Genomic DNA, 25,570 nt, shown 5'->3' with positions numbered 1-25,570 from the left:
CCTCAAGTCTCCATGATCGCCGCGGAGCAGATCATCTGAAGGCGTGGTTCGCCGTAATATCTTTCGCCGTAGCGGATATGATTGGCCGCATCTTATGCTGTCGGTGCCTTCTTGGCGGCTCGCGAACCGCCCAAAATGCGGCGTCGCGATGCCTACTCCTTGCAACACTCTGCCAAACGCCGCCGTCCATACGAAACAATATGCTTTGCGGAGACACCAATTCGATCACGCCCGTCGTAAGACTTCAGCCTATGATCGTCTCAACGCAGATGCCATTTAGATAGAGGACGAACGGACATGGCGCCTTTCCGGCCGAAATACATCACCTTCGACTGCCACGGCACGCTAATCAATTTCCAGATGGCGGAAGCTGCCCGCCACCTCTATGGCGACCGCCTCGATGAGCCGGCGATGCTGCAATTCATCAAGAACTTTGCCGCCTACCGGCTGGACGAGGTCATGGGCGACTGGAAGCCCTATGCAGAGGTGGTGCACAACTCGCTTGAGCGCACATGCAAGCGCAATGGCGTTGCCTTCAAGGATGAGGACGCCACAATGGTCTATGAGCGCGTACCCAGCTGGGGGCCACATACTGACGTTCCGGCTGGCCTCGCTAAGGTGGCAAAGGAAATTCCGCTCGTCATCCTTTCGAATGCTATGAATGGCCAAATCATGTCGAATGTGGAGAAGCTTGGTGCGCCTTTCCATGCCGTCTTTACGGCAGAGCAAGCCAACGCCTACAAGCCGCGCTTCAAAGCGTTCGAATATATGTTCGACATGCTCGGCTGCGGTCCGGAGGATATTCTGCACTGCTCGTCGTCCTTCCGCTATGACCTGATGTCGGCCCATGACCTCGGCATCAAGAACAAGGTCTGGGTCAACCGTGGCCATGAGCCCGCAAATCCCTTTTACGGATATGTCGAGATCGCGGATATATCCGGCCTACCGGGCGTCGTAGGGCTTTGAGAGAGGTGAGCCCGATGAAATATTCCTCCTATTGGCATGACACAGCTGCCCGTTTTACGGGTGCAGCCGTCGGTCCCGTCGAGGGACACTACGATGTTGTCGTCGTGGGGGGCGGTTTCACCGGGCTTGGCGCAGCCCGGCAACTCGCCATGGCGGGCGCGAAGGTCCTTGTTCTGGAAGCCGAGACCGTCGGGTTCGGTGCCTCCGGGCGCAATGGCGGTCATCTCAACAATGGTCTGGCGCACAGTTACATCGCGGCAAAGGCGGAATTGGGCAAGGAGCGAGCTGTCGCGCTCTACAAGGCATTGGACGCTTCGATCGACACGCTCGAAGCGATCATCGTTGAAGAGGGTATCGACTGCAATTTTCGGCGCGCCGGCAAGTTGAAGCTTGCCTCGAAAGCGCAGCATTTCGAAGGCCTGGCGAAAAATTTCGAGGCGGTGCATGCCGAAGTCGATCCCGATACAGCGCTGCTTTCGGTGGACGAACTCAAGGATGAGATCGGTTCGCCTTTCCACGGCGCAATGCTTTCGAAGAAGAGCGCGATGATGCATATGGGTCGCTATGTCGTCGGATTGGCCGAGGCGGCCAAACGGCGTGGCGCGGTCATCGTGGAAGGCGCGGCAGTGACGGAGCGCAGCCACTCCAACGGTAGGCACATCCTCAAGACCAGCAAGGGAACCGTGACCGCGGATCAGGTCATGATTGCGACGGGTGCCTACACAACGGCCAATTTCGGCTATTTCCGCCGGCGCATCATGGCGGTCGGGAGTTTCATCGTCGCAACCCGGCCCTTGACGGATGCGGAAGTTGCCTCGGCAATGCCGGGTAACCGTACCTGTGTGAACACGATGAACATCGGCAACTACTGGCGCCTGTCACCGGACAACCGGCTGATCTTCGGAGGGCGGGCCCGGTTCTCCGCAACGTCCGACCAGCGTTCTGACGCCAGGAGCGGCGCGATATTGCGCGAAAGCCTTGGCCACATATTTCCCCAGCTTGCCAAGGTCGAGATCGATTATTGTTGGGGCGGTCTGGTCGATATCACCAAGGATCGCTACCCGCGGGCCGGCTATCACGACGGGATCTGGTACGCCATGGGCTATTCTGGCCATGGCGCCCAGCTTTCCACCCATCTCGGTATGACCATCGCCGATGCGATCCTGGGCAGGCCCGACCGCAACCCTCTCAAGGGGCTCGATTGGCCGGCCGTTCCCGGGCATTTTGGCAAGCCTTGGTTTCTCCCACTGGTAGGTTTGTACTACAAAACGCTCGACAAATTTCAGTGATGTCGGCCGGCGGCGGGCTGCCGAGGGAGCGTCGTCGCAAAAAAAAGGGGATGCGGTTGCACCCCCTTTTTTTGCCTATCGATCCCGCAGCTCAGGTGAGGCCACCGATATGGAAGGCCTTTGTTTCCAGATATTCCTCGATTCCGAGCTGCGAGCCTTCTCGCCCGAGACCCGATTGCTTGACGCCACCGAACGGCGCGACCTCCATGGAGATCAAGCCGGTGTTGAGGCCCACCATGCCGAATTCCAGGGCCTCGCCCACCCGCCATGCGCGCTTTAGGTTGTCGGTATAGAAATAGGCCGCAAGCCCGTAGGGCGTGCCGTTGGCGATAGCGATAGCCTCGTCCTCCGTATCGAAGCGGAAGAGCGGTGCCACCGGCCCGAAGGTCTCCTCGGCAGCGAGCTGCATGGCAGTGGTGGCTCCGGCCAGGACGATCGGCGCCGTATATTGCCGCCCGGTCGGCAGGGTTCTCCCGGCCGTGACAATGGTTGCGCCCTTCGAAAGCGCGTCGTCAACATGGCGGTTGATCTTGGCGATGGCTGCTTCGTTGATCATCGGACCGATCGCAACGCCGGCTTCGGTGCCCGGCCCGACCTTCATGGCATCAACGCGGGCGGCAAGCTTTTCGGCAAATGCGTCATAGACGCCGGCCTGAACCAGTATGCGGTTGGCGCAGACGCAGGTCTGGCCGCCATTGCGGAACTTGGAGATGATCGCTCCTTCCACGGCAAGGTCGAGATCTGCGTCATCGAAGACGATGAAGGGGGCATTACCCCCGAGTTCGAGGGACAGCCGCTTGATGCTGGCCGCTGCTCCACGCATCAGCAGTGAGCCGACCGGCGTGGACCCGGTAAAGGAAATCTTGCGCACCGTCGGATTTGCAAGGATCTCGGCGCCGATCTCGGTCGGCATGCCGGTGACGATATTGATGACGCCCGCGGGGATACCGGCCGTTTCAGCGAGCACGCCGAGCGCCAGTGCCGAGTAGGGGGTAAATTCGGACGGTTTCACCACGACCGTGCAGCCAGCGGCAAGCGCCGGGGCGAGCTTGCGCGTGATCATCGCGTTCGGAAAGTTCCAGGGGGTAATGATGCCACACACCCCGACCGGCTCTTTCAGCACCAGGATGCGGCGGTCTGGAGTCGGTGAGGGAATAGTCTGGCCACCGATGCGCCGCGCCTCTTCGGCGAACCATTTGACGAAGGACGCGCCGTATCGGATTTCGCCGCGGGCTTCGTCGAGCGGCTTGCCCTGTTCGGTCGTCAGAATGAGCGCCAGATCCTCGATATTATCGAGCATTAGATCATGCCAGGCTTCCAGCAGCGCGGCGCGTTCGGCATGCGTGCGTTTCTTCCAGGGGGCATAGGCTGCTTCGGCGGCCCCGATGGCTGCTCGTGTCTCGTCACCGCCCATGTCCGGCACGGTTCCGATGACGGCCTGCGTTGCCGGGTCGACGACCGAAACAATCTTGCCCGAGCGGGCCGGTTGCCAGTCGCCACCGATCAGCGCCTGCTGGCGGAAGAGGGATGGTACTTTCAGGTTCTGCATGTTCAGGTCCTCAATTCCTCAATAAGACGTCAGATTGCAGCGAGCAGCGCGGCCGTGATCGCGTCGGTCCGGTCCTTGCCCGGAACCGTGCCAACGCCGCTCGCCGTCGTCGCTTCGATTGCCGCCATGACAGCCTTTGCCGCATCCCGCTCGCCCAGATGTTCGAGCATCATGGCGCCGGACCACACGGTCGCGATCGGGTTGGCGATGCCGAGATGCGCAATATCGGGCGCGGACCCATGCACGGGTTCGAACATCGACGGCGCGTTCCGCTCAGGGTTGATATTGGCCGACGCCGCAAAACCGAGACCGCCCTGGATTGCGGCGCCGAGATCCGTGAGGATGTCGCCGAAGAGATTGGATGCGACGACCACGTCCAGTGTTTCCGGCGCCATCACCATGCGGGCAGCCATGGCATCGATGTGATAACTGGTAACCTCGACATCCGGATAGTTCCGTGCGAGCTCCCGGGTAATGTCGTCCCAGAAGACCATGGAATGCTTCTGAGCATTGGATTTCGTGACGGAAGCGAGTTTGCCCCGGCGGGTTCTTGCCTGTTCGAAGGCGAAACGCAGGATGCGTTCGACGCCTTTGCGGGTGAAGATCGACGTCTCGACCGCGACCTCGTCGGGCGTGCCCTGATGAATGCGGCCACCGGCGCCGGAATATTCGCCCTCGGTGTTTTCGCGGATGCAGAGGATGTCGAAAGTGGATGCCTTGAGCGGCCCGTGAACGCCCGGCAATTGTCGGTGCGGTCGAATATTGGCGTATTGCACGAAGTTCTTCCGGATCGGCAGCAACAGGCCATGCAGAGACACTGAATCCGGCACTTCCGCCGGCCAGCCGACGGCTCCGAGCAGTATGGCATCGAAGCCGCGCAGCGTCTCGATACCATCGGCGGGCATCATGGCGCCGGTTTCCTTGTAGAAGGCGCAGGACCACGGGAATTCGATGCCGTCGAGCGCGAAGCCGAAGGCACCCGCCGCTCGTTGCAGAACCTGCCAGGCGGCAGCGGTCATATCGCGTCCGATGCCGTCACCTGGGATCAATGCGATCTGGTGCGTTTTCATGTTCTTTGTCCTCAAAGGCTGATCAAGACGCTCTTGCTCTTTCGATTGGCCTGGAATGCCTCGCGGCCAAGATCCTTGCCGATGCCGGATTGCTTGTAGCCGCCGGTCGGCAGAATGTGGTCACGCGAACGGCTATAGCGGTTCACCCAGACCGTCCCGGCCTCAAGGCGGCGCGTGAGCCGGATGGCGCGCGAGAGGTCGCGGGTGAAGAGGCCTGCCGCAAGCCCGTAGCTCGGATGGTCGGCAAGTTGCAGGGCTTCCTCCTCGTCCTCGAATGTCTGGATCGTCAGCACCGGACCGAAGATCTCCTCGATGATCGCCGGAGAATCCTGATCGACTTCGGCTATCAGTGTCGGGGCATAAAAATAGCCTGGCGCGTCCATGCATGCGCCACCAGCAAGGCATTTTCCGCCAGCGGCGACGGTGGCCGATATGATTGCATCGATGCGCTGCCTCTGCTTCTCCGAGATGATGGGAGAGTACCGGCTCGCTGCTTCCCAGGTAGGACGGGGAATGACGCCTTCCATCCGGTTCTTGATGGCGTCGATGAGCTGGGCTGCTATCTTTCTCTCGACAATCAGCCGTGATCCAGCCACGCAGGCCTGGCCCGCATTGCCCAGGATGCTCGCCGCGACCGCAGCCGCAGCCTTGTCGAGGTCCGCATCGGCGAAGACGATCTGAGGGCTCTTGCCGCCGAGTTCGAGCGTCATCGGCTTTATGCCGGTGCGAGCGATATTCTCCATGATCGCCGAACCGGCCCGGGTTGAGCCGGTGAAGCTGATCTTGGCGATCTCCGGGTGGCCGGTGATCGCGTTGCCGGTCGTTGCGCCGTCGCCGAGAACCACGTTGATCAACCCGGCCGGAAGACCGGCTCGCACGGCGAGCTGAGCCAGGTAGATGGTGGAGAACGGTGTCATTTCGGAAGGCTTCAAGACGACAGCGTTTCCCGCGGCCAGCGCCGGGCCAAGCTTCCACGCGGCCATGTTGATCGGGAAATTCCAGGGTGTGATGGCTCCGACAACTCCATAGGGCTCTGTCATGATCATGCCGAAATTGCCGTCGTCAGTCGGCACGAGGTCGCTGCCTTCCTTGTCCGCGAATTCGGCGAAGAAGCGGATCTGCTCTGCCGAAATCGCGATATCGCCTTCCACGAGCTGGCCCACGGGACGCGTCGAGGCGATGGCCTCGAGTTTGGCCAGCATTGCGGCCTCCTGTTCGATAAGGTCTGCCCATCGATGAAGCACGTTCAGGCGCTCGCGCGGTCGAATGCCGCCCCAATTGCTTTTCTTCAGCGCGGTCTTTGCCGTCTGCACCGCCTGATCCACGAGGTTGGCGTCCGCGACGGGACATCCGGCATAGGCCTTTCCATCGGAAGGGCGGTGCATCGGAATGACGCCGTCCGCGGCAGAGAAATGCTCGCCGATGAAATGTCCGACAGGCAGAGAAAGACTGTCGGGATCGAAGCTAAGGTCCATGATAATGCCTCCGGGTCATTTTTACGAAGATGCTATCGGATCGGCAAAGCAGCTTGATCCGATAGGGTCGGCTCGTGCGGCGCAAAAACCCGTTTTGGGGCAGCATGCCAGCGCATTCTTCGGTCAAATTCCGCCTCAGAACTCAAGGCGTGACGGTGACGTAGATCTTGCGGACCGTTTCGATCGTCTTCCAGATTCCGACGAAGCCCGGCTTCATGACGAAGCTGTCGCCGGCTCTGTAGATGACCGGTTCGCCGTCATCCGGGGTCAGTTCGACCACGCCAGAGAGAATGTGGCAGAATTCGAAGGTTTCGCCCTTGATCGAACGGCTGACACCGGGCGTGGCCTCCCAGACGCCGGTGTGAACCGTCTCGTTGCTGGCAACGTCCTGTGCCCAGGTCTTGAGCTTCGGATTACCCGAGATCAGTCGCTCCGGAGCGACAACGTTTTCGCGTGGTGCGAAGGACGGGTTCGGGTCAATCGTCTTGAGGAGGGACATTGTTTTCCTTTCCGAGTTAGGGTCAGTAGCCGCGACGGCGGTCGACGAGGCCGACCGGGTCCAGTCCCGCCCGTATTCGCTTGATGTTGTCGACGACGGCGCGTGCGGCGCTATGGGGCTGAGTGACGCTTGCGACATGCGGCGTGAGCAAAATGCGCTCGTGGTTCCAAAACGCGTGTCCGGGCGGCAGTGGTTCCGGATCGGTCACGTCGATCACGGCGCCGGCAAGCCGGCCACTGTCGAGCGCGGCCAGGAGATCTTCCGAAACGAGCTGCGGTCCGCGGCCGACATGCACGAGGCCGGCACCTTGCGGCAGCTTGTTAAAGAGGTTGGAATTGAGGAGGGCGCGGGTCTCATCGGTCAGCGGAAGCAGGCAGATCAAGATGTCGGTGGCGGAAAGCATGGCCTGAAGTCCTGCTTCGCCGGCAAAACAGGTAACGCCTTCCAGTTCGTGTTGACTGCGGCTCCAGCCGGAAAGCGAGAAGCCAAAGGGCCTCAGCCTTTCGAGCACGGCCTGTCCAAGGTTTCCGAGCCCGAGCATGCCGATGCGGCGGTCGGCGGCCTTTATCTGCGGCAAGGCATTCCATATCTGGTTGCGTTGCTGACCCAGATAGGCGGGAAGATTGCGGTGAAGCGCGAGGACGGCAAGCGTCACATATTCCTGCATCATGCTGGTGATGCCGTCCTCGACCATTCGCACGATTTTTATGTGATCTGGGATGTGCGCCGTACTGAACTGATCGATGCCGGCACCGATGGAGAACAGCACTTCGAGATTGCTGTAACGCGGCAGTTCGTCCGGAACCGTCCAGGTTATCAGGTAGCGCACCGCCTCGGGATCGACCGATGGCGGATCCATGGAAAATGGAATGTCCGGCAGTTCGCGTGCGAAGGCTTCCCGAAAGATATGGCCGCGGCGGGCATCTGAGCTGAAAAGAAACGTCATCGGCTATTCATCCTTCGGCATCACGCCAGGCAACGTCGCGCGAGAGCCTCGATCATGACCTGGCAGGCGGCGAGTTCGTCCATGAGAATGAATTCATTCGGCTTGTGCGCGCGTCCGATATCGCCGGGGCCGCAGATGATCGCCTCCAGGCCGGCACGCTGGTAGAGCCCGGCTTCTGTGCCGTAGCTGACGGCTGCCAGCGGCTCTGTGCCCGTCAGCTCAGTCAGCAGATCGGCAAGAAGGGCTGGCCGTGAAAGGGAGAGGGCGGGATAGGAGGTTAGTTGCTCCCATTGGACTTGAAAGCCCCGATGCTCAAGTGCGGCAGCGGCTTCCCTCACCGGAGACAGCAGCGCCGCTGGGTCTATACTGGAAATCGCCCGAGCTTCGATCTCCAGAGTGCAGAGGTCCGGAATGATGTTGACGGCTTGCCCGCCGTGAATGGTGCCGACTGAGATCGATGAATAAGGCGGCTCGAACTCTGCTTCGAATGGTCCTTGGGCGAGAGTATGGGCGGTAGAAATTGCTGCCCGCAGAACCTCGGCGGCGGCATGGATTGCGTTGAGCCCTAGATCGGGCCGCGACGAGTGACCGGAGCGTCCCTTCAGGGTGACGCGAGCGGCTGATTTCCCCTTGTGTGCGAGGATGGCGCGCATGTTGCTGGGTTCCCCAACGATGACGCCGAGTGGCGTTTCGCAAAGCTCCAGCAGGCGCGCAATGAGATGCGGGACGCCGCGGCAGCCTGCCTCCTCGTCATAGGAAAAAGCAAAATGGATCGGTCGCATGAGAGGGCCAGCAGTAAGCATCGGCACAGCCGCCAGACATGCCGCCAGAAACCCCTTCATGTCGCTGGTCCCGCGACCATACAGTCGTTCGCCATCTACACGCAGCACGAACGGATTGCTCGTCCATCCAGCCTCGTTGGCTGGCACGACATCCATATGGCCTGATAGGACATAGCCCGGTTTGTCGCGGGGACCGATCGTCGCGAGAAGGTTCGACCGGTCGCCTTCAGGGCCGGGAATGATATCGACTGTAGCGTCGAAGGATTTCAGATAGGTCCCGATCCACTCCAAAATATCAGCATTCGGCGTTCCGACGACCGAGACGAAACTGACCAGTTTTGCCAGGATATCCGGGGCGCGCATCGATGTGTTCCCATGTCCGATTGCCGTCAACGCTTGTGCGATTGACGTAGTGATCAATGGGAAGGTTAAGCGCTCGCCAGAAGTTTAGCTGCCGAAAGCACTGCTCATACGGTTAAATCTTACGCCGCAGTTTGCATACGCAGTCAAATGTTTTGCGCGGTTTGGGGTAAGGTCGGTCGAGCATGAGCCGGCCTCCTCGAATCTGCGGTCGGCAAATCAAATGGCGGCTGGATCGCGAATGGATACAAAAATACCTGAGAAACTGCATGTTGATGCATTCGAGATGCGTTTTGCCGATATTGCGGATGTCGATCTGTCTCAGCTTCAGGCTCTCTCAATGTCGGTTGGATGGCCGCATCGGTCGCAGGATTGGCAGCACCTGCGCGATGTCGGACGTGGCTTTGTAGCTCTTGACGAAATCGGTCGGGTTTCGGGTTCGACGATGTGGTTCCCGCATGGGGAGACTTTCGCCACATTCGGCATGTTGATCACTGCGCCCCGGCTCCAGACAAACGGTACGGCCAAGTGGCTCGTCAAACGGATGCTGGCGGAATGCCACCATGAAAGGTTCAGGCTGAATGCGACAAGAGCAGCGCGCCGAATGTGCGCAGCGCTTGGTTTTACGCCGCAACAAACGGTCTTTCAGTGTCAGGGCGAGGTTGTCTCCGTTCCCCAGGTGGGGCCTCTCAAGCGAGGGCTTCAACTGAGACGGCTCGAACGCGGTGATCTGGATGCAATCGTCGCCCTCGACGAGCCGGCTTTTGGTACGTCGCGCTACCGGCATCTTTTGCGGCTTTTTGAGAGTTCCGTCTGCTACGGTCTCTATGACGGCCACAGGCTAATGGCCTATTCCATGCGCCGTCGGTTCGGCCGAGGTTACGTCGTTGGTCCTGTCGTCGCCTATTATGAAGAAGACGCAATTGCCGTCATTCAACCGCATGTCGTCGCGCATATCGGTAGCTTTCTCCGGCTCGATACGCATTTTGATACAGGTCCATTCGCCAATTTTGTCCAGCAAAGCGGCATGTCCATCTTTGACACTGTAACGACTATGGTTTCTTGTGAGGCGGCCGCCTATGGGAGCCCAAGCAATGGTTCTCCGATCGTTTTCGCGCTTGCTTCGCAGTCTTTCGGATAGTTGCCAAGCGCTGCCATCTTGTTAAATCGCACCAGGCATCTAAAGTTCAAGCTCCTTTGAGCCTTAGAGGTATTCGGAGCATTTGATGCGCGTACGAAAGGTTCATACCTATTTAAGAGTTCGACTACGGGAATTTAGGGCCGGTTCGTGTCCGCTCGAGGTACTGTAAACTACCTTCGAACCGACCCAAGGCAGCTTCTGCTCGTAAGCCTTCATCTGGCAAGAGCGCTGCCGCTAGTTACGCCGACTTGAGTCGAAGCCGGTGCGCTGCCTGCTTGGCACGATTGCCGCAAAGCGCCATGCTGCACCAGCGCCTGCGGTGGCCGCGGGTGTGATCGGCAAACAGCAGGGTGCAGGACTGGCCTTCGCATGCCTTCACGTTCGAAAAATCCTCGGTGCAGACGAAGCGGCCGAGAGCCTCGCCGACCGGTAGCAACAACGCTTCCGGCGACCGCCACTTGCGCATCGGCTGAAGTTCCAAGACTTCGCCTTCGTCTGTACGTCGCGTCACTAGGTGGCTGTAACCTTCGTCTCGCTCCAGCAGGCGATTGAGCGGTTCCAGCTCGGTGAGCGCGTTAGGCGTCAGTGGCTTTCCCTTATGCACGCGCACAAAAGTCCGGAACCACTCGCGTAAGTTCCTTGCCTGATCGGCGACCTTATCCAACTCGCCCGGTAGCGCCTGGGCCCGTATCGCCTCAAGTACTTCTGGCGAGACGAGGCCTGCCTGCTTAAGCCAGCGCAAAAAGCCTTCTCCATCCTCGATCCAATCGACCGGCACTTCGACCGGCGTTGCCACCGAATTCAGGAAATCCAGCGCTAGCGCGTCACCCAGAAAAAGGGCGGGAGAGTGGTTATCCATCACAAATCCTATTCCGGCTGCCGATTGCAATTCATGGCTGCCCCTCGAAAACGTTCCATATGTGTAACCTGTCAAAAGCCTATTGACAAGTTATGTTTTCCTGACATAACCTCTTAGTATCGATCAAACAGGTTACATGCAGCGACCTAAGGAGCACTTGGATGTCAGCTCAGTCAACGCATCAGCAGACTATGCACATCATGCTCGTCCGTGGAGCCTGGGCGGATGGCTGCGGCTGAGCCGAGGTGATCGGGCCACTCGTGGCCGAGGGCTTTGGCGTGACTGCTGCGCCCTGCTGCTCTACCTGCGACCCGAGATTTTTAGCCGGCAAAAAGCAGCACGGGAACCACAAACCCCCCGCGTATCACTGCCCCAACCACATCAACTGAAGGAACGCATTACGATGACCACGATCACCTACCGCACAGTCACAGTTGACGGGACCAAGATCTTCTATCGCGAGGCAGGCGCGAAGGGCGCCGCAAAGCTGCTGCTGCTGCACGGCTTTCCAACCTCTGGCCATATGTTCCGCGATCTCATTCCGCTGCTGGCCGACCGGTACCATATCATCGCGCCCGACCTACCGGGCTTTGGCCAGTCAGACGATCCAGTCGCCAACAGCTTCGATAGCATTGCAAACACGATCGACCGTTTCACTGAGATCGTTGGCTTCGACCGCTTTGCGGTCTATGTCTTCGACTATGGCGCGCCGACGGGCTTCCGTTTGGCGGTGAAACATCCGGAGCGGATCACGGCCGTTATCTCGCAGAATGGCAATGCTTATGAGGAAGGCCTGAGCGAAGGCTGGAACCCAATCCAGGCCTATTGGCAGAATGCGACAGAAGAAAACCGCAACGCACTTAAGGCCTTCCTGGGACCGGAGGCGACCATATGGCAGTACACCCACGGCGTTTCGGATCCTGACAGAATTTCGCCGGATGGCTATTCGCTTGACAATTTCTACCTGTCGCGGCCTGGCGCGGAAACTGTGCAGCTCGACCTCATGGGCGATTACAAGAGCAATGTAGCGCTCTATCCAATGTTCCAGGACTATTTCCGCAACCACAAGCCACGCTTCCTCGCGGTCTGGGGCAAGAACGACCCCTTCTTCCTTCCGCCGGGTGCGGAGGCCTTTCGCAGAGACATGCCCGAGGCGGTGATCAAGTTCTTTGATACCGGTCATTTTGCGCTCGAAACCCATGCGGCAGAAATTGCCGCCGCCATCCGTGATTTCCTTGGCTGAAGCCTTTAAACGCAGAAAAACCATGTCCGACACGGTCGCTATCATTACCGGTGCCAGCCAGGGTAAGGGTCAGGCAACCGCCATCCAGCTTGCCAAGGACTTTTCGGAGCTTGTGCTCGTTGCCCGCAATAAGGCCAATCTGGAAGAGACGGCGAAAGCAGTTGGGGCGACGGGGGTGGGAGCACTCGTCATTGAGGTGGATCTTGCAGAGCCTGTCGCTGCGCAGGCCATTGTCGACAAAGCGCTCGCCGCCTTCGGGCGGATCGACGCGCTGCTCAACATTGCCGGCGCCGTGCCGCAGATCGACGTCTTCGAGATGACGGACCGGCAATGGGATGACGGCCTGGCGCTGAAACTGCACGGCGCGCGCCGCCTGACAGTCGCCGCCTGGCCGGCATTGCAGGCATTGAAGGAGACCAAGGGCTCCGTCGTGCTGATGTCCGGCTCCGCCATCTTTCCGAAAGCAGGTGCGGTCGGCACGATCAACGCAGCGATATCAGCGCCCGTCAAGGCCTTCCCTGACCGCGGTATCGAGGATGGTGTGCAGGTCAACAGCGTCCTGCCTGGACCTGTCATGACGGGCCGCCGACGCAGTTATCTGGCGCGTTGGGCGCCGCTGCACGACAGAGCGTGGAAGAGGCGACAGCACGGTTTCCCAAGGAGGCGGGCATTGCGCGCTACGGCAAGCCGGAGGAGGTCGCCGAGCTAATGGCCTTTATCGTCTCGCCAGCCGCACGCTGGATGACGGTACGACGCTCCGGATGGACGATGGCGAGGTGAAGTCCGTCTGAGACGGATCGGACATATGCGCCGAAACCCGGCGGCGTCATCAAAAACGCCGCCCGTGCCTCAGTCAAGTTGTTTAGAACCAGAGCACAGGCGAGCGTGCGATCCGGTGGGCGTCTGGGGTCGAGGACTGCGCTTGCGGATAATTTGTCACGTTCTGCCACTGTTTCCCAGTTATTGCGGGACAGTCTTCAACACGCCTGCCTGGAGATCCGCCTCGTCGGCAACAATGGAGGCGGTCTCGTTCAACAAGACGTCTTTAGCATTCCTGCGGGCATTTTCAATCGCAATATCGGCACTGAGGCTACGCTCGTTTGCCTCCAGGCCATCGTCTTCACTGGTGTCCACACCATCGTTCATTTGCTGGCGGGACTTGAGGCGATTGGCCTGAGCGATCAATTCATTGCGACGCTCTGCTTCATTCAGGGAGACAACCCGTTTCTCACGCTGCGCCTTCAGTTCGGCAGCGTCTTCTGTAAAGCGTTGGAAATCCTTGTCGTTCGCCACCCGAGCTTGATGGCGGCTCTGCAGTTGAGGCAGCAGCGTCTTCATATCGCCCTCAGGGGTATAGTTGGCCGGTTTGACCTTCGACCACGGCAATGCGTTGTCATAACTCGCTTCCCCAAATCTCTTGGGATCAGAAAAGCCCGGCAAGCTGATATCGGGCGTCACGCCGCGCAACTGTGTCGTACCGCCATCGACACGGAAAAACTGGGCAACCGTCAATTTCAATTCGCCGAACTTTGGCTTGCTGCCGTGGGTCAACTGGTCAAGATTGATCACAGTTTGGACGGTGCCCTTGCCAAAACTGGGTTCGCCGACAATCACACCTCGACCATAATCCTGAATCGCCGCGGCAAAGATCTCCGAAGCTGACGCCGATCCACGATTGATCAACACAGCCAGCGGGCCTGTCCACGCCGGCGCGGGAAGATCATCGCTTTCAACGTTCACCTTACCGCGGGCATCGCGTTCCTGAACCACCGGACCCCTGCCGACAAATAGACCTGTCAGATCAATCGCTTCGGCTAGCGAACCGCCGCCGTTATCACGCAAGTCGATCAAAACGCCGTCGACATTGTCCTGTTTCAGTTCAGCGAGAAGCTTGGCGACGTCGCGGCTGGCGCTACGGTAGTCCTTGTCGCCCTTTTGCCGCGCCTCAAAGTCTTCGTAGAAAGCGGGCAAGGTAATCACCCCAATCTTGCGGGTGGCGTCGCCATTCTTTATCGACAGGATCGTCTTGTTGGCAGCCTGTTTGTCAAGGCTGATCTTGTCGCGCACCAGGCTGATGACGTGATGTTTGCCATCCGCTCCTGCGTCCGCCGGCAGAATGTCCAGGCGCACGACAGATCCCTTTGCGCCGCGGATCATCTGCACGATTTCATCAAGGCGCGTACCGACAACTTCCTTTATCGGACCATTCTCGCCTTGACCGACACCGACAATACGGTCGCCAGCCGCGAGCTTGCCGGACACTTGCGCAGGGCCGCCGGCGACGAGCTCACGGATCGTCGTGTAGTCATCTCTTTCCTGCAATACCGCGCCGATGCCAACGAGCGAAAGCTTCATTGAAATATCGAATTCCGCCGCAGCGGCTGCGCCGAAATAGTCGGTATGGGGGTCGATCGATGTTGTATAGGCGTCCATGAACGTCTGAAAGACGTCGTCGCTCTTGTACTTATAGGCACGCTCGAGGGAGTTTTCGTAGCGCTTGTCGAGCGTATCGCGAATGCCGGCATCGTCTTTGCCTGCCAGCTTCAGACGCAGCCAGTCGTTCTTGACGCGTTTGCGCCACAGGTCATTGCTTTCCGCTTCCGATTGCGGCCAGGGCTCCTTGTCGCGGACGAGGGGATAGTCTTCCTGCACACTGAAATCAAAGCTCTGCTTGAGCAAGTCGCGCGCGTAGTTCATGCGGTCGACAACGCGCTTTACATAGACGTTGAAAATGGAAAAGGGGATCTGCAGGTCTTCCCGGTTTATGGCATCGTCAATCTTAGTATTGATGGCGGTGAACTTGTCGATATCCGTCTGCAGGAAGAGGACGCGGTCTGGATCCAGCGACTTGATAAACTGGTTCATGATCCTGGCCGACAGGGCATCATCGAGCGGAACGGGCTTATAGTGGAGACGCGCAAGAAATTGCGCGCTCAAATGAGCGGCTTGTCCTTGCTGCGGTAGCGGCGTCAAAACTGTCGGTGTGCCAGTTTCCAGCGCGTATGCTGATGGAGCAATCGCTAGGAACAGACAGAGGAAACCATATTGTAAACGCATTAAGCTTCGATCCAATTCTCACGGTTGGGTCTTTAATGAGTGGTGTTCGTGGAGCAATTATGGTTTTTTAGCAACTAAATCGGCGCGCTCCCTCTGAATCCGTGTTTGAAAAAGTCCCGGAGAGAGATTTCGGTATGTCGCGGACAGAATTGCTGGCGGAATTAGATCGATTCTGTAAGCCTAGCGACTTTGACCCTCGCCTTTCTTCTGGCATCGTGGAACCGCAGGACGAGGTGACCGCAGTCTAGCCAATACGGCATCGTCACCCAAGATCGTCAGCTGGAGGCTTACTCACCCCAGCCAATACCTTGGCCCCGGCCCCTTGCGTCCCGCCACATCGGCAGGGTTCGCGAGGCCACACCGGTCGATCGACAGACAGCCGCAACCGATGCACTCGGTAAGGCCGGATCGCAGCCGCTGCAATTCGGCTATGCGCTCATCGATGCGCGTTGCCCACTCGCCCGACAACTGCGACCAGTCCCGACGCGATGGCACACGATCGGCTGGCAACTTGGCGAGCTCGGCGCCTATCTCCTCGAGCGTCAGCCCAATCCGCTGTGCAAAGATGATGAAGGCGATCCGGCGCAATATGGACCGGTGATAGCGCCTATGCCCCGAGCCGGCGCGCTCAGACGCGATCAGCCCGCGCTCCTCGTAGAAACGCAGGGCTGATGAAGCAACGCCGCTGCGCCGCGACACGTCAGTAATTGTCAGCATTGGATCCATGCATAGACAAAAGCACGATTCCCGCTTGACTTCAAGTTAACTTGAACTTGTAGCGATTATGCGTTCTCATTGAAGGAGCATCTGCAATGCAAACATCTATCGATCTTCAGGGACTTCGCGTGGCCATCACGGGCGGCACCTCGGGGCTGGGACTGGCGCTTGTGCGACAGCTTGCCGCGAAGGGGGCGCGTGTCGCCTTCATAGCTCGCACCGCAGCGAGCGTCGAACGCATCGCCGCCGAGACGGGCGCGCACGGGATCGTCGCCGACGTCGGCAAGAAGAACGACATCTATCCGACCGCGCTGCAGGTTACTGCCAGCCTCGGCGGGGTCAATGTGCTGATCAATAATGCGTCGAGCCTCGGCCCAGTCCCTTTGGCGCTTCTGGCCGACACCGAGTGCGAGGAGCTGGAAGCGGCGCTTGCGGTCAACCTCCTTGGTGCGTTCCGACTGACGAAAGCCCTGTTCGGCGCGCTTGCCGCGTCGGCGCGCGAGGGCTGCGGCGCGCTGGTCATCAACATTTCCAGCGACGCGGCGGTCAACGCCTATCCCGGCTGGGGAGCGTACGGTGCGAGCAAGGCAGCTCTTGCCCATCTTACCGCGATTTGGGACGAGGAGGCCAAGCCCGACGGCATAAGGTTCCTCGCGCTCGACCCCGGCGATATGGACACCCCTCTTCACGCGATGGCACTCCCGGATTCCGATCCATTCACCTTGAAAGCCCCCGAATTGGCCGCGGCCGAGATCATTGAAAAGATGCTCGACGCGTTGACGGCTCGCGATAAGCTGACCACCGGTGCACGTGCATGATTGCCGCTCACCGCCCCGATCGGCGCTCGGGCAGGCTGCTCGTCGTAGACACGCACCGCACGATGCGCCACCTGCCGCGCGCTGAACTTGGAATGTTATTGGCTCCTGGTGATCTAGTCGTCGGCAATGATGCCGCGACCCTGCCCGCGAGCTTGTGGGGAACCCATGTGCCAAGCGGGAAGGCGATAGAGATTCGCTTGGCCGGCTGGCTATCACCTCCCGATCCTACCCGCTTCGTGGCGCTTGCCTTCGGTTCGGGCGATCATCGCACGCGCACGGAAGACCGTCCGGCACCGCCCCCACTGTCACCGGGCGACTATTTTCAATTTGGCCGGCTCGAGGCCAGTATAGAGCGCCTTCTCGACCACCCTCGACTTCTTCAATTGCGCTTCCACAGCAACGGCGCGGCGGTGTTTGCGGGCTTGGCACAGCATGGCCGGCCGATCTAATACGCGCATGTTCCCGAGCCGTTGGCGCTATGGGATGTTTGGACGAAGATCGCGGCTCGGCCGTTCGCGTTCGAGGCGCCATCGGCAGGCTTCGCGCTCGACTGGCGCACGCTTCAGGACTGGCGTCGGCGCGGCATCGGATTCGCATCGCTCACGCATGCCGCGGGCATTTCTTCCACGGGCGATCCCGCGCTCGACTCGCGTCTTCCTTTCGACGAGCCCTATTGCATCCTGGAGTCCACCGCAGAGCAGATCGCACGAACGAAGCTCCGCGGCCGCCGCATCATCGCGATCGGCACGAGCGTCGTGCGCGCACTCGAGGCGGCTGCCAATCCGGATGGCAGCGTCTGCGCCGGAAATGGTGTTGCGACGGGGCGCATTGCGCAGGGCACGCCGCTCCGCGTCGTCGATGCAATTCTGACGGGCGTCCACCAGCCCGGCGAAAGCCACTTCGAGCTTCTGCACGCCTTCGCCGACGATGCCCTGCTCGCCATAGCTTCAGCAGCGCTTGCAGCGGGGCGCTATCGCACGCATGAATTTGGCGATTCCATGCTGCTCGATCGCCAGCCGCTGCCTCTGTCGACGGGCCGCGGTGGTTGACTCGAAGCGTCTACTTGGGCGTGGCTATGCTGGCGATGGCGTCGCCAATACACGGTGATGGGCACCTGGTTATGCCCTATTGCGACAATTGCGCGGTAAGAGAGAGAGCTCTGGGGAGGGTCTACGACCTATTTTTGCTGTTTGCGCGCTGCCTGGGTGCCGCAAATCGACTGATAGATTCAAAAACAGCGCGCGGAATCTTAAGCTCCGTCGTTGGGGACGGCGGGAAGGTGATTCCAGTCACACCGGGAATGAAGCAAGGTCAAAGCCGAGCTGGGCAATCCCGCCGTCGGCATCCGAAATCATGAATGCGGGGAGGCTCCGTTGCAGACTGGGTTGCGGGTCACCCTTGATCCGGCCTTCGGCGAAGCCATGGAGGTAATCCACGAAATGCGGAAAGCCCAGCGTTGCGGGACCAAAAACTGCGGCCGACAATGTGGCGTCTACGAGAGAGCGAGCGCTCGCCTGCGAAGCACCGTCCGCCATGCAGGCGCGCATTGCGAGTTCCTCTGCTTTACGCCGACGATGGCAGACTGCCAGACGTCCGTGTCGCCATCGAAATAGAGGGACGGCCTCGCGTGGAGCTCATTGTGGGGCTGCTTTCGCAAAGGATGCTCTGTGTCGAGGAGCATGCGACGGAGCTCCTCTCTCGCGTAGTATCAAAGTGCTGCAGCTAAGGGGCCGCCGGCGTGTTGTTTCGATGTGTCTTTCGAATTGACCATCGCTTCCGCGAGCTGACGGAAGGTGACAAGCCCCACCGCTTCCCCCGACGACGAAACTACCGTGACCTCTCCGTCCGGCGCCGAGGCCAGCAGGCGCACGGCATCTTCGACCGTCGTGCCAGCCGCGATTATCTGCCCACCCAGTCCGACGCCGGCGCGCAGCGGTGACATTACGGCTTCGACCTGAACGACGCGCCCTCTGTTGACCTCTTTCACGAAATTCGCGACATAGTCATCGGCAGGCCTAAGGACGATGTCCTGGCTGGTCCCTTGCTGAATGATTTCGCCATCACGCAGAATGGCGATCTGGTCGCCTAGTCGGAGGGCCTCATCGAGGTCGTGGGTGATGAAGACGATCGTCTTCTTGATCTCCTTCTGGATATCGAGAAGCACTGATTGCATGTCGGTGCGGATCAGCGGGTCGAGCGCCGAATAGGCCTCGTCCATCAACAGCACCGGCGCGTCGTTGGCCAATGCCCGGGCAAGGCCGACCCGCTGCTGCATGCCGCCGGAAAGCTGGTTGGGATATTTCTGCTCGAACCCCTTCAGACCGACGCGCTCCAGCCAACACATGGCGATGTCGACACTCTTTGCCCGCTCCATGCTCTGCACTTCAAGGCCGTAGACGGTGTTGTCGAGCACGTTGCGATGGGGGAGGAGCGCGAATTTCTGGAACACCATCGCCGTCTGGTGCCGGCGAAACTCCCTCAGTTCGGCCTGGTTCATCTTGACGACGTCGACGCCGTTGACGAGCACTTCGCCAGCGGTCGGGTCGATCAGGCGGTTGATGTGCCGGATCAACGTGGACTTGCCCGAGCCTGACAGCCCCATGATCACCTGGATGCAGCCGGAGGGCATTTCGAGGTTGATGTCCTTCAGCCCCAGAACATGGCCGAACCGTTCGTTGAGCTGGATCTTGCTGACGCCGTTCTTGACGGCCTCGACATGCCTCGTCGCTTCCGGTCCGAAGATCTTATAGAGATGACGGATCTTGATGCCGTTGAAGTGCGTGTCAGCCATGGACCGTCTCCCGATGTTTCTGGAGCCGCTTGCCGTAGGCCTGGCTGACCCGATCGAAGATGATGGCAATGCCGACGATGGCAAGGCCGTTGAAGATGCCCAAAGTAAAATATTGGTTGGCGATGGCTTTGAGCACCGGCTGGCCGAGCCCCTGCACGCCGATCATCGAGGCGACGACGACCATGGCGAGCGCCATCATGATCGTCTGGTTGATGCCGGCCATGATGGTGGGCAGAGCGAGCGGCAACTGCACTTTGAATAGCTTCTGCGTGCCCGATGATCCGAAGGCGTCGGCCGCTTCCAGCACATCCTTGTCGACGAGGCGGATACCGAGATCGGTCAGTCGAATCATCGGGGGGATGGCGTAAATGACGACCGCTATGAGTCCCGGCACCTTGCCGATGCCCAAAAGCATGACCACCGGAATGAGGTAGACGAAGCTCGGCATAGTCTGCATGACGTCAAGGATCGGATTGACGACTCTCTGCACCCTGTCCGACCGCGACATCAAAATCCCGATCGGAATGCCGATGGCGACCGACAGCAAGGTGCAGACGAAGATCATCGAGATCGTGCGCATGGTGTCGTCCCACATGTCGAAATAACCGATCAACAGTAGTGTCACGAGACAGCCGAGGACGACCTTCAGGCTGCGGCTTGCCGCCCAGGCGATCGCCAGGATGATCAGGGTGATGATCGGCCAGGGCGTCTGTGTCATGAACCGTTCCGACGCGATCAGAAAATGCTGCAAAGGGGAGAAAAAGTTCTCGATCGAGTCGCCATAGGCGCGGGTGAAGGTGCGAAAGCCGTCGTCGATCGCCTTCTTTAGATTGCGCAGCGCATCGTCGTCCATGTGCGGGAATTTATAAAACCATTCCATAACGTTCCCCTTATTCTTAAGTGCCGTGGTCTTTTTTTATTTTATCGGCAGTTGAGAAGCGGTGCGCTTTTCGCGCACCGCTTGATTGGGCGACTACAATGTCGCTTCGATTTTCTTGGCCGCTTCCGGCGAAACCCACTTTGTCCATATGTCTTTGTTTTCCTTTAGGAAGTGCTTGGCGCCGTCTTCACCGCTCGCCTGGTTGTCGGTCATCCAGGCCATCAGTTTGTTGACGGTATTGTTGCTCCAGGAGCGCTTTTTGAGATAGTCGATGACCTCGGGGCTGACCTTCTCGGAGAAGGATTTGGCCACGAGCGTCACAACATGGTCGGCCGGCCATGCATTCGGCTTCGGATCAGGGCAATCCGCGACGGTGTTGCAGCGCTTCCATTCGGTCGCATCGCCGGGAACACCGGCATCGAGCTTCACCATCGCGTATTTACCGAGCAGGGCGGTCGGAGCCCAATAGTAGCCGACCCAACCTTCCTTGCGCTCATAAGCCTTGGCGATCGAACCGTCGAGGCCGGCGGCCGATCCGGTATCGACGAGCGTGAAGCCGGCCTTCTCGGCGCCGAAGGCCTTGTAGAGCTGCGAGGTAACGACGGTGCCACCCCATCCCTGCGGACCGTTGAAAATGGCACCCTTCTTGGGGTCTTCCGGATCGGGGAAGAGCTCAGGATGTTTCAGCATGTCCGGGATCGTCTTGATATCCGGATGCGCGTCTGCGACATATTTCGGGATCCACCAGCCCTGCACACCGCCATCGGGCAGGGACGTGCCGGCGATAACCAGCTTGCCTTCTTCCGTGCCTTTCTTGACAATTTCCGGCAGAAGATCGATCCAGGCTTCCGGAGCGATATCCGGCTGGCCCTTTTCAGCCATGGAGGTGATGGTCGGAACCGTATCGCCGACGGTGATCTCGGCGCTGCAACCATATCCTTCGTTGAGAATGATCTTGTCGAGGTTCGACAGAACCTCCGCGCTTTGCCAGTTCATGCTGGCGATGGTGACGCTCCCGCATTCTGCGGCGTTTGCAATCGACGCTCCACCGAAAAGGCCGAATACCAGACATGTGGATGCAAGTAGTTTCTTCATTTTCGTTCCCTCTGTTGCGGCGTTCTACTGCCCCGGGGGAGGGACGCCGCGTTAACCCACCCCAGCGGTCGTCAGAAGGCTTTCCCCATGCTCACCGATTTCTGGAACGCTGCCGAAAGGCCTTCGGCGACGGCTGCTTCGAAGCCTGTCGCCCGCATGGACTCGATGCCCGCTGCCGTTGTGCCGCGATAGTTCACCAACGCTTCAACAATGGCATCGGGACTATCGTCGCGCCGCTCCAGCAAACGGCCGGCCCCTATAAACACAGTACTGACCGCTCGTAGCGCGACTTCTTTCTGCAGGCCGTAAGCGACCGCATCACGCATCATCGCTGAGGCCAACAGGGCGGGAAACGCCGGTCCCGAGCCGGTCAGGCCGGTCAGATAATCAATGTCGCTTTCGCTTGTGACTTCATCTTGCGTCCCGCAGGCATCAAATATGGCCCTCACAATTTTTCGGTCGTCTTCACCGGCCTGACCCGAGGCAATCCATGGCGTATAGGATTTGGCGACTTCCGCCGCTGCGTTCGGCAAGGCCCGAACCACACGCTTGGTCTTGTGGCGTGCCGCCAATTGCTCCAGGCGAATTCCGGCCATAACGGAGATGATAAGCTTGTCATGTGCATTGACGGCGATACTAGGCCAGTCGGAGGGGCGGACGGAGAGAACGATCACATCCGATCGGTCGACGAGTGCCTGATTATTTGCGGTCCAGAAAGAAGCTCCTAAGCGCGCCGGCCGTTCGCGCCGATATGAAAGGGCGAGGTGCTCTGGCCCAACCACGCCGGTATCAAGCAATGCACCGGCAATCGCCCCGCCGAGCCAGCCGCCACCACCGATGATGCCAATCCGCAAAGCACCATCCATCACCACTTTCCTCTCACTCGGGCTTATGGCCATGACGCGCAAAGAAGCGGTCAAGCTCTCTTTGCTGGGGCACTTGGCCGGTATAGATGGCGATATATTCGGGGATGCGCTTCATACGCATCGCGGTGTCTTCGTTCGATTGCATCGAAATGTAACCGATCTGGACAAGATAGGTCGTGCGCGCACGGACATCGGCCGGATCCTCTTCGTAGCCGAAGCGGATGAACATCCGCTTCAGAGCATCAAGCCGGAGCTGATCGGCCTTTTGAACCTCGGCAAGTATATCTTCCGACTGTAGCGCCCAACTGCGCACCGCAAACTCGAATTTCGAGTCGAACAGGTTCCTGTCGAGCCAGCAATCAAACACGTTTAGCATCGCCTCGGCGAGCGATTCCGCGTAAGCTTCCGATTGCTTGATTACGCCGCCAGTATTTCTTTCCCGCCAGCGTGCAAGCAGCGCGCTCAGCAGTTCCTCACGATCTTTGAAGAACCAATAAAAGCTGGTTCGTGAAAGGTTCAGCCTTTTGGCGAGCGGTAGGATTTTTACTGAATCGACGCCTGATTCCAGTAGGGAATCGTAGGCGGCTTCCAACCATCCTTCCTGCGAACCACGCCAGCCGCTGTCATTCAAAACCTGTTCCATAAGCTATCTCCTAACAAAAATCGAAACCCGATTCAATAAAAATGTACATATATGTCGACGCTGCGTACTTATTTGTTTTCTTTATTGACATTAATGTACATTTTGCCCTAGCGTCGAGCGCGAACAAGCCATAAACCGGAGCCCGACACATGTCGAACGATCCTCTGCTTCAGCCTTATCAGCTCAAGCATCTCACGCTTCGCAACCGCATCATCGTGACCTCGCATGAGCCAGCCTATCCGGAGGATGGCATGCCGAAGGAGCGGTATCGGGCTTACACGGTGGAGAGGGCAAAGGGCGGCGTCGCCCTGACAATGACGGCCGGGTCTGCCGCGGTTTCGAGGGACAGCCCGCCGGTTTTCAATAACCTGCTCGCCTATAAGGACGAGATCGTTCCCTGGATCCGGGAAATGACGGATGCCGTGCACGAAGAGGGCGCGGCGATCATGATCCAGCTGACCCATCTCGGGCGTCGCACGCGTTGGGACAAAGGCGATTGGCTACCGGTTGTCGCACCATCGCATCATCGTGAAGCTTCGCATCGCGCGTTTCCAAAGAAGGTCGAAGACTGGGATATTGAGCGCATCATCAAGGACTTCGCGGATGCGGCCGAACGCATGAAAGCTGGTGGCATGGATGGGGTGGAGTTGGAGGCCTATGGCCATCTGATCGATCAGTTCGCTTCACCGCTCACCAACGAACTCGACGGTTCCTATGGCGGCCCACTGGAAAATCGTATGCGCTTCGGTCTGGACGTCTTCAAGGCGATACGTGAACGCGTAGGCTACGACTTTATTGTCGGCGTGCGGTATACGGCCGACGAATGTCTTCCCGGCGGTACCGGCAAGGCAGAAGGCATCGAAATTTCCAAGCGGCTGCGCGATAGCGGTCTCATCGACTACCTGAACGTCATCCGCGGCCACATCGACACAGATCCGGGCCTGACCGATGTCATTCCGATTCAGGGCATGGCGAATTCGCCGCATCTCGATTTCGCCGGCGAGATTCGCGCGGCAACGAACTTCCCGACGTTCCATGCCGCGAAAATTCCAGACGTTGCCACCGCCCGTCATGCCATTGCCGCCGGAAAAGTGGACATGGTGGGAATGACCCGGGCTCATATGACCGATCCGCACATCGTGCGGAAAATCATCGAAAAACGCGAGGAGGACATTCGCCCTTGTGTCGGCGCGAATTATTGTCTCGACCGCATTTACCAGGGTGGCGCGGCCTATTGTATTCATAATGCAGCGACAGGTCGTGAGCTCACCATGCCGCATATCGTGTCGAAGGCCGACGTCCGGAAGAAGGTTGTCATCGTCGGAGCCGGTCCGGCCGGTCTTGAGGCGGCGCGTGTTGCGGCCGAGCGCGGGCATGAAGTGGTCGTTTTCGAGGCCACGAACGATCCGGGCGGCCAGATCCGACTTACAGCGCGCAGCGATCGCCGGCGAGAGATGATCAGCATCATCGACTGGCGCATGAGCCAATGCGAGAAGCATGGCGTCAAGTTCCACTTCAATACCTGGGCAGAAGCGGAAACGGTCACCGCAGAAAATCCGGACGTCGTCATCATCGCGACGGGCGGCCTGCCACATACGGAGATTCTTTCAAAGGGAAACGAACTTGTCGTCTCGTCCTGGGATATCATCTCAGGCGACGCAAAACCCGGCACGAATGTTCTGATCTTCGATGACGCTGGTGATCATGCGGGTTTGCAGGCTGCTGAATTCCTGGCAAAGGCAGGAGCGAAGGTCGAAATCATGACGCCCGACCGCTCTTTCGCGCCGGAAGTCATGGCGATGAACCTCGTTCCGTACATGCGCTCGCTGCAGAAGCTCGATGTCACTTTTACTGTGACGTTCCGGCTGGAGTCGGCTGAGAAGAACGGCAACCAGATCGTCGCCAATATCGGAAGCGACTACGGGGGCGTTTCCAAGCAGCGCGTCGTCGACCAGATCGTTGTGAATCACGGCACCATTCCGCTCGACGAGCTGTATTTCGAGCTGAAGCCGCTCTCCAGCAACTTCGGCGAAATTTCACACGACCAGCTTCTTTCGGGAAGATCCCAGTCTGTCGTTCGCAACCCTGAAGGGAAATTTCAGTTGTTCCGGATAGGTGATGCCGTCGCGGCCCGCAATACGCATGCGGCGATCTACGATGGCCTTCGGATCGCGAAGGACATCTAGCGCGCGGAACGATTGGTCGATCCGCTGGGAGGGGACGGAATGAATCCAAGAAATGAGGACCTGCAGCACTTCATCAATGCTACATTCGCAGCCTTCGACCAATGTGTGAGGCATGCGGAGGGCCGTTGTTCGATCCTGGAAATCTTTTTGGCGCTGGAACACCCGGATGTGCAAAGGGAAGGGAGTGGCAGCCCTCTTCCGGTCTAGCGAGTTCCTGTCTGACACCCTGTGCGTCGAGAGATCCCTGCGGTCGCCAATCCCGGTCTGTCGACCTTCGTCAAGGACGCGCTATCGACCTCCGATCGTCCGGAACTGACATCTGCGAAGATCATCATCTC

At 59.2% G+C, this 25,570-nt stretch carries 21 protein-coding genes and 4 pseudogenes; 9 read left to right on the top strand and 16 right to left on the bottom strand.

Translation table 11 applies throughout. From position 1 onward, the window contains the following. The first annotated feature begins 297 nt into the window (after positions 1–297). Positions 298–966 (top strand): haloacid dehalogenase type II, encoded by a 669-nt coding sequence (locus PY650_RS08920; RefSeq protein WP_285878775.1) that lies wholly within the window; start codon positions 298–300, stop codon positions 964–966. A gap of 14 nt (positions 967–980) precedes the next feature. Next, complete coding sequence (locus PY650_RS08915; protein ID WP_285878773.1) at positions 981–2,255, top strand: NAD(P)/FAD-dependent oxidoreductase; 1,275 nt, start codon at positions 981–983, stop codon at positions 2,253–2,255. A 91-nt stretch (positions 2,256–2,346) separates the two neighbouring features. Here PY650_RS08915 and PY650_RS08910 read toward each other — a convergent pair whose 3' ends face one another. From PY650_RS08910 to argE, 6 genes are all read right to left on the bottom strand, one after another. After that, positions 2,347–3,804 carry an NAD-dependent succinate-semialdehyde dehydrogenase gene (locus tag PY650_RS08910; RefSeq protein WP_285878771.1) on the bottom strand — a complete coding sequence of 486 codons (1,458 nt, stop codon included), beginning with the start codon at positions 3,802–3,804 and terminating at the stop codon, positions 2,347–2,349. Positions 3,805–3,833: 29 nt separating this feature from the next. Beyond that, positions 3,834–4,874, bottom strand: a complete 1,041-nt coding sequence (locus tag PY650_RS08905) for a tartrate dehydrogenase (protein WP_285878770.1) — start codon at positions 4,872–4,874, stop codon at positions 3,834–3,836. A gap of 11 nt (positions 4,875–4,885) precedes the next feature. Continuing rightward, on the bottom strand, positions 4,886–6,349 hold the full coding sequence (locus tag PY650_RS08900; RefSeq protein ID WP_285878769.1) for an aldehyde dehydrogenase family protein: 1,464 nt from the start codon (positions 6,347–6,349) through the stop codon (positions 4,886–4,888). Between the two features lie 142 nt (positions 6,350–6,491). Further along, positions 6,492–6,848: a cupin domain-containing protein gene (locus PY650_RS08895; RefSeq protein WP_285878768.1), complete on the bottom strand. Its 357-nt coding sequence runs from the start codon at positions 6,846–6,848 to the stop codon at positions 6,492–6,494. Positions 6,849–6,870: 22 nt separating this feature from the next. After that, positions 6,871–7,794: a 2-hydroxyacid dehydrogenase gene (locus PY650_RS08890; protein WP_285878765.1), complete on the bottom strand. Its 924-nt coding sequence runs from the start codon at positions 7,792–7,794 to the stop codon at positions 6,871–6,873. Between the two features lie 20 nt (positions 7,795–7,814). After that, on the bottom strand, positions 7,815–8,939 hold the full coding sequence (argE, locus tag PY650_RS08885) for an acetylornithine deacetylase (protein ID WP_285878763.1): 1,125 nt from the start codon (positions 8,937–8,939) through the stop codon (positions 7,815–7,817). A 238-nt stretch (positions 8,940–9,177) separates the two neighbouring features. On the opposite strand from argE, the gene PY650_RS08880 reads away from it, so the two are divergent. Continuing rightward, entirely contained in the window at positions 9,178–10,077 is a 900-nt protein-coding gene (locus PY650_RS08880) for a GNAT family N-acetyltransferase (protein ID WP_285878762.1), read from the top strand. 238 nt (positions 10,078–10,315) lie between these two features. Here PY650_RS08880 and PY650_RS08875 read toward each other — a convergent pair whose 3' ends face one another. Continuing rightward, entirely contained in the window at positions 10,316–10,936 is a 621-nt protein-coding gene (locus PY650_RS08875) for a CGNR zinc finger domain-containing protein (protein WP_285878760.1), read from the bottom strand. A 403-nt stretch (positions 10,937–11,339) separates the two neighbouring features. On the opposite strand from PY650_RS08875, the gene PY650_RS08870 reads away from it, so the two are divergent. Both PY650_RS08870 and PY650_RS08865 read left to right on the top strand, forming a co-directional pair. Further along, on the top strand, positions 11,340–12,179 hold the full coding sequence (locus PY650_RS08870) for an alpha/beta fold hydrolase (RefSeq protein WP_285878758.1): 840 nt from the start codon (positions 11,340–11,342) through the stop codon (positions 12,177–12,179). A gap of 22 nt (positions 12,180–12,201) precedes the next feature. Next, on the top strand, positions 12,202–12,888 hold the full coding sequence (locus PY650_RS08865; RefSeq protein ID WP_285878757.1) for an SDR family NAD(P)-dependent oxidoreductase: 687 nt from the start codon (positions 12,202–12,204) through the stop codon (positions 12,886–12,888). A 251-nt stretch (positions 12,889–13,139) separates the two neighbouring features. Here PY650_RS08865 and PY650_RS08860 read toward each other — a convergent pair whose 3' ends face one another. Together PY650_RS08860 and soxR are read right to left on the bottom strand one after the other, a co-directional pair. Further along, positions 13,140–15,236 carry a carboxy terminal-processing peptidase gene (locus PY650_RS08860; RefSeq protein ID WP_285878755.1) on the bottom strand — a complete coding sequence of 699 codons (2,097 nt, stop codon included), beginning with the start codon at positions 15,234–15,236 and terminating at the stop codon, positions 13,140–13,142. A 291-nt stretch (positions 15,237–15,527) separates the two neighbouring features. After that, entirely contained in the window at positions 15,528–15,962 is a 435-nt protein-coding gene (soxR, locus tag PY650_RS08855) for a redox-sensitive transcriptional activator SoxR (RefSeq protein WP_285878754.1), read from the bottom strand. An 86-nt stretch (positions 15,963–16,048) separates the two neighbouring features. On the opposite strand from soxR, the gene PY650_RS08850 reads away from it, so the two are divergent. Further along, positions 16,049–16,771 (top strand): SDR family NAD(P)-dependent oxidoreductase, encoded by a 723-nt coding sequence (locus PY650_RS08850; protein ID WP_285878752.1) that lies wholly within the window; start codon positions 16,049–16,051, stop codon positions 16,769–16,771. After that, positions 16,768–17,820, top strand: a pseudogene (locus tag PY650_RS08845) (S-adenosylmethionine:tRNA ribosyltransferase-isomerase). The gene PY650_RS08850 and the pseudogene PY650_RS08845 overlap by 4 nt, the downstream one beginning before the upstream one ends. 255 nt (positions 17,821–18,075) lie before the next feature. On the opposite strand, the pseudogene PY650_RS08840 reads toward PY650_RS08845, so the two are convergent. From PY650_RS08840 to PY650_RS08810, 7 genes and pseudogenes are all read right to left on the bottom strand, one after another. Then, positions 18,076–18,318, bottom strand: a pseudogene (locus PY650_RS08840) (Ldh family oxidoreductase); the annotation flags it as partial. Positions 18,319–18,338: 20 nt separating this feature from the next. After that, positions 18,339–18,452 (bottom strand): annotated as a pseudogene (locus PY650_RS08835) (hypothetical protein); the annotation flags it as partial. Between the two features lie 27 nt (positions 18,453–18,479). Continuing rightward, the gene (locus PY650_RS08830) at positions 18,480–19,562 is read right to left on the bottom strand and encodes a quaternary amine ABC transporter ATP-binding protein (protein WP_285878750.1); all 1,083 of its coding nucleotides are present in this window, start codon (positions 19,560–19,562) and stop codon (positions 18,480–18,482) included. Further along, a complete protein-coding gene (locus tag PY650_RS08825) occupies positions 19,555–20,442 on the bottom strand; it encodes an ABC transporter permease (protein ID WP_285878749.1) in 888 nt (295 codons plus the stop codon). Before PY650_RS08825 ends, PY650_RS08830 begins: the two co-directional genes overlap by 8 nt. Before the next feature lie 93 nt (positions 20,443–20,535). Further along, a complete protein-coding gene (locus tag PY650_RS08820; RefSeq protein WP_285878747.1) occupies positions 20,536–21,537 on the bottom strand; it encodes an ABC transporter substrate-binding protein in 1,002 nt (333 codons plus the stop codon). Between the two features lie 71 nt (positions 21,538–21,608). Beyond that, positions 21,609–22,403: a pyrroline-5-carboxylate reductase family protein gene (locus PY650_RS08815; RefSeq protein ID WP_285878745.1), complete on the bottom strand. Its 795-nt coding sequence runs from the start codon at positions 22,401–22,403 to the stop codon at positions 21,609–21,611. A gap of 13 nt (positions 22,404–22,416) precedes the next feature. Continuing rightward, positions 22,417–23,046 carry a TetR/AcrR family transcriptional regulator gene (locus PY650_RS08810; protein ID WP_285878744.1) on the bottom strand — a complete coding sequence of 210 codons (630 nt, stop codon included), beginning with the start codon at positions 23,044–23,046 and terminating at the stop codon, positions 22,417–22,419. A 149-nt stretch (positions 23,047–23,195) separates the two neighbouring features. Between PY650_RS08810 and PY650_RS08805 the strand changes: the two genes are divergently transcribed. Together PY650_RS08805 and PY650_RS08800 are read left to right on the top strand one after the other, a co-directional pair. Beyond that, positions 23,196–25,232: an NADH:flavin oxidoreductase gene (locus PY650_RS08805; RefSeq protein ID WP_285878743.1), complete on the top strand. Its 2,037-nt coding sequence runs from the start codon at positions 23,196–23,198 to the stop codon at positions 25,230–25,232. Between the two features lie 240 nt (positions 25,233–25,472). After that, a pseudogene (locus PY650_RS08800) lies at positions 25,473–25,570 on the top strand (electron transfer flavoprotein subunit alpha/FixB family protein); the annotation flags it as partial.

The organism is Martinezella calliandrae (assembly GCF_030272695.1).
Classification (GTDB): Bacteria; Pseudomonadota; Alphaproteobacteria; order Rhizobiales; family Rhizobiaceae; genus Rhizobium; species Rhizobium calliandrae.
This window is presented reverse-complemented; position numbering and strand designations above follow the sequence as displayed.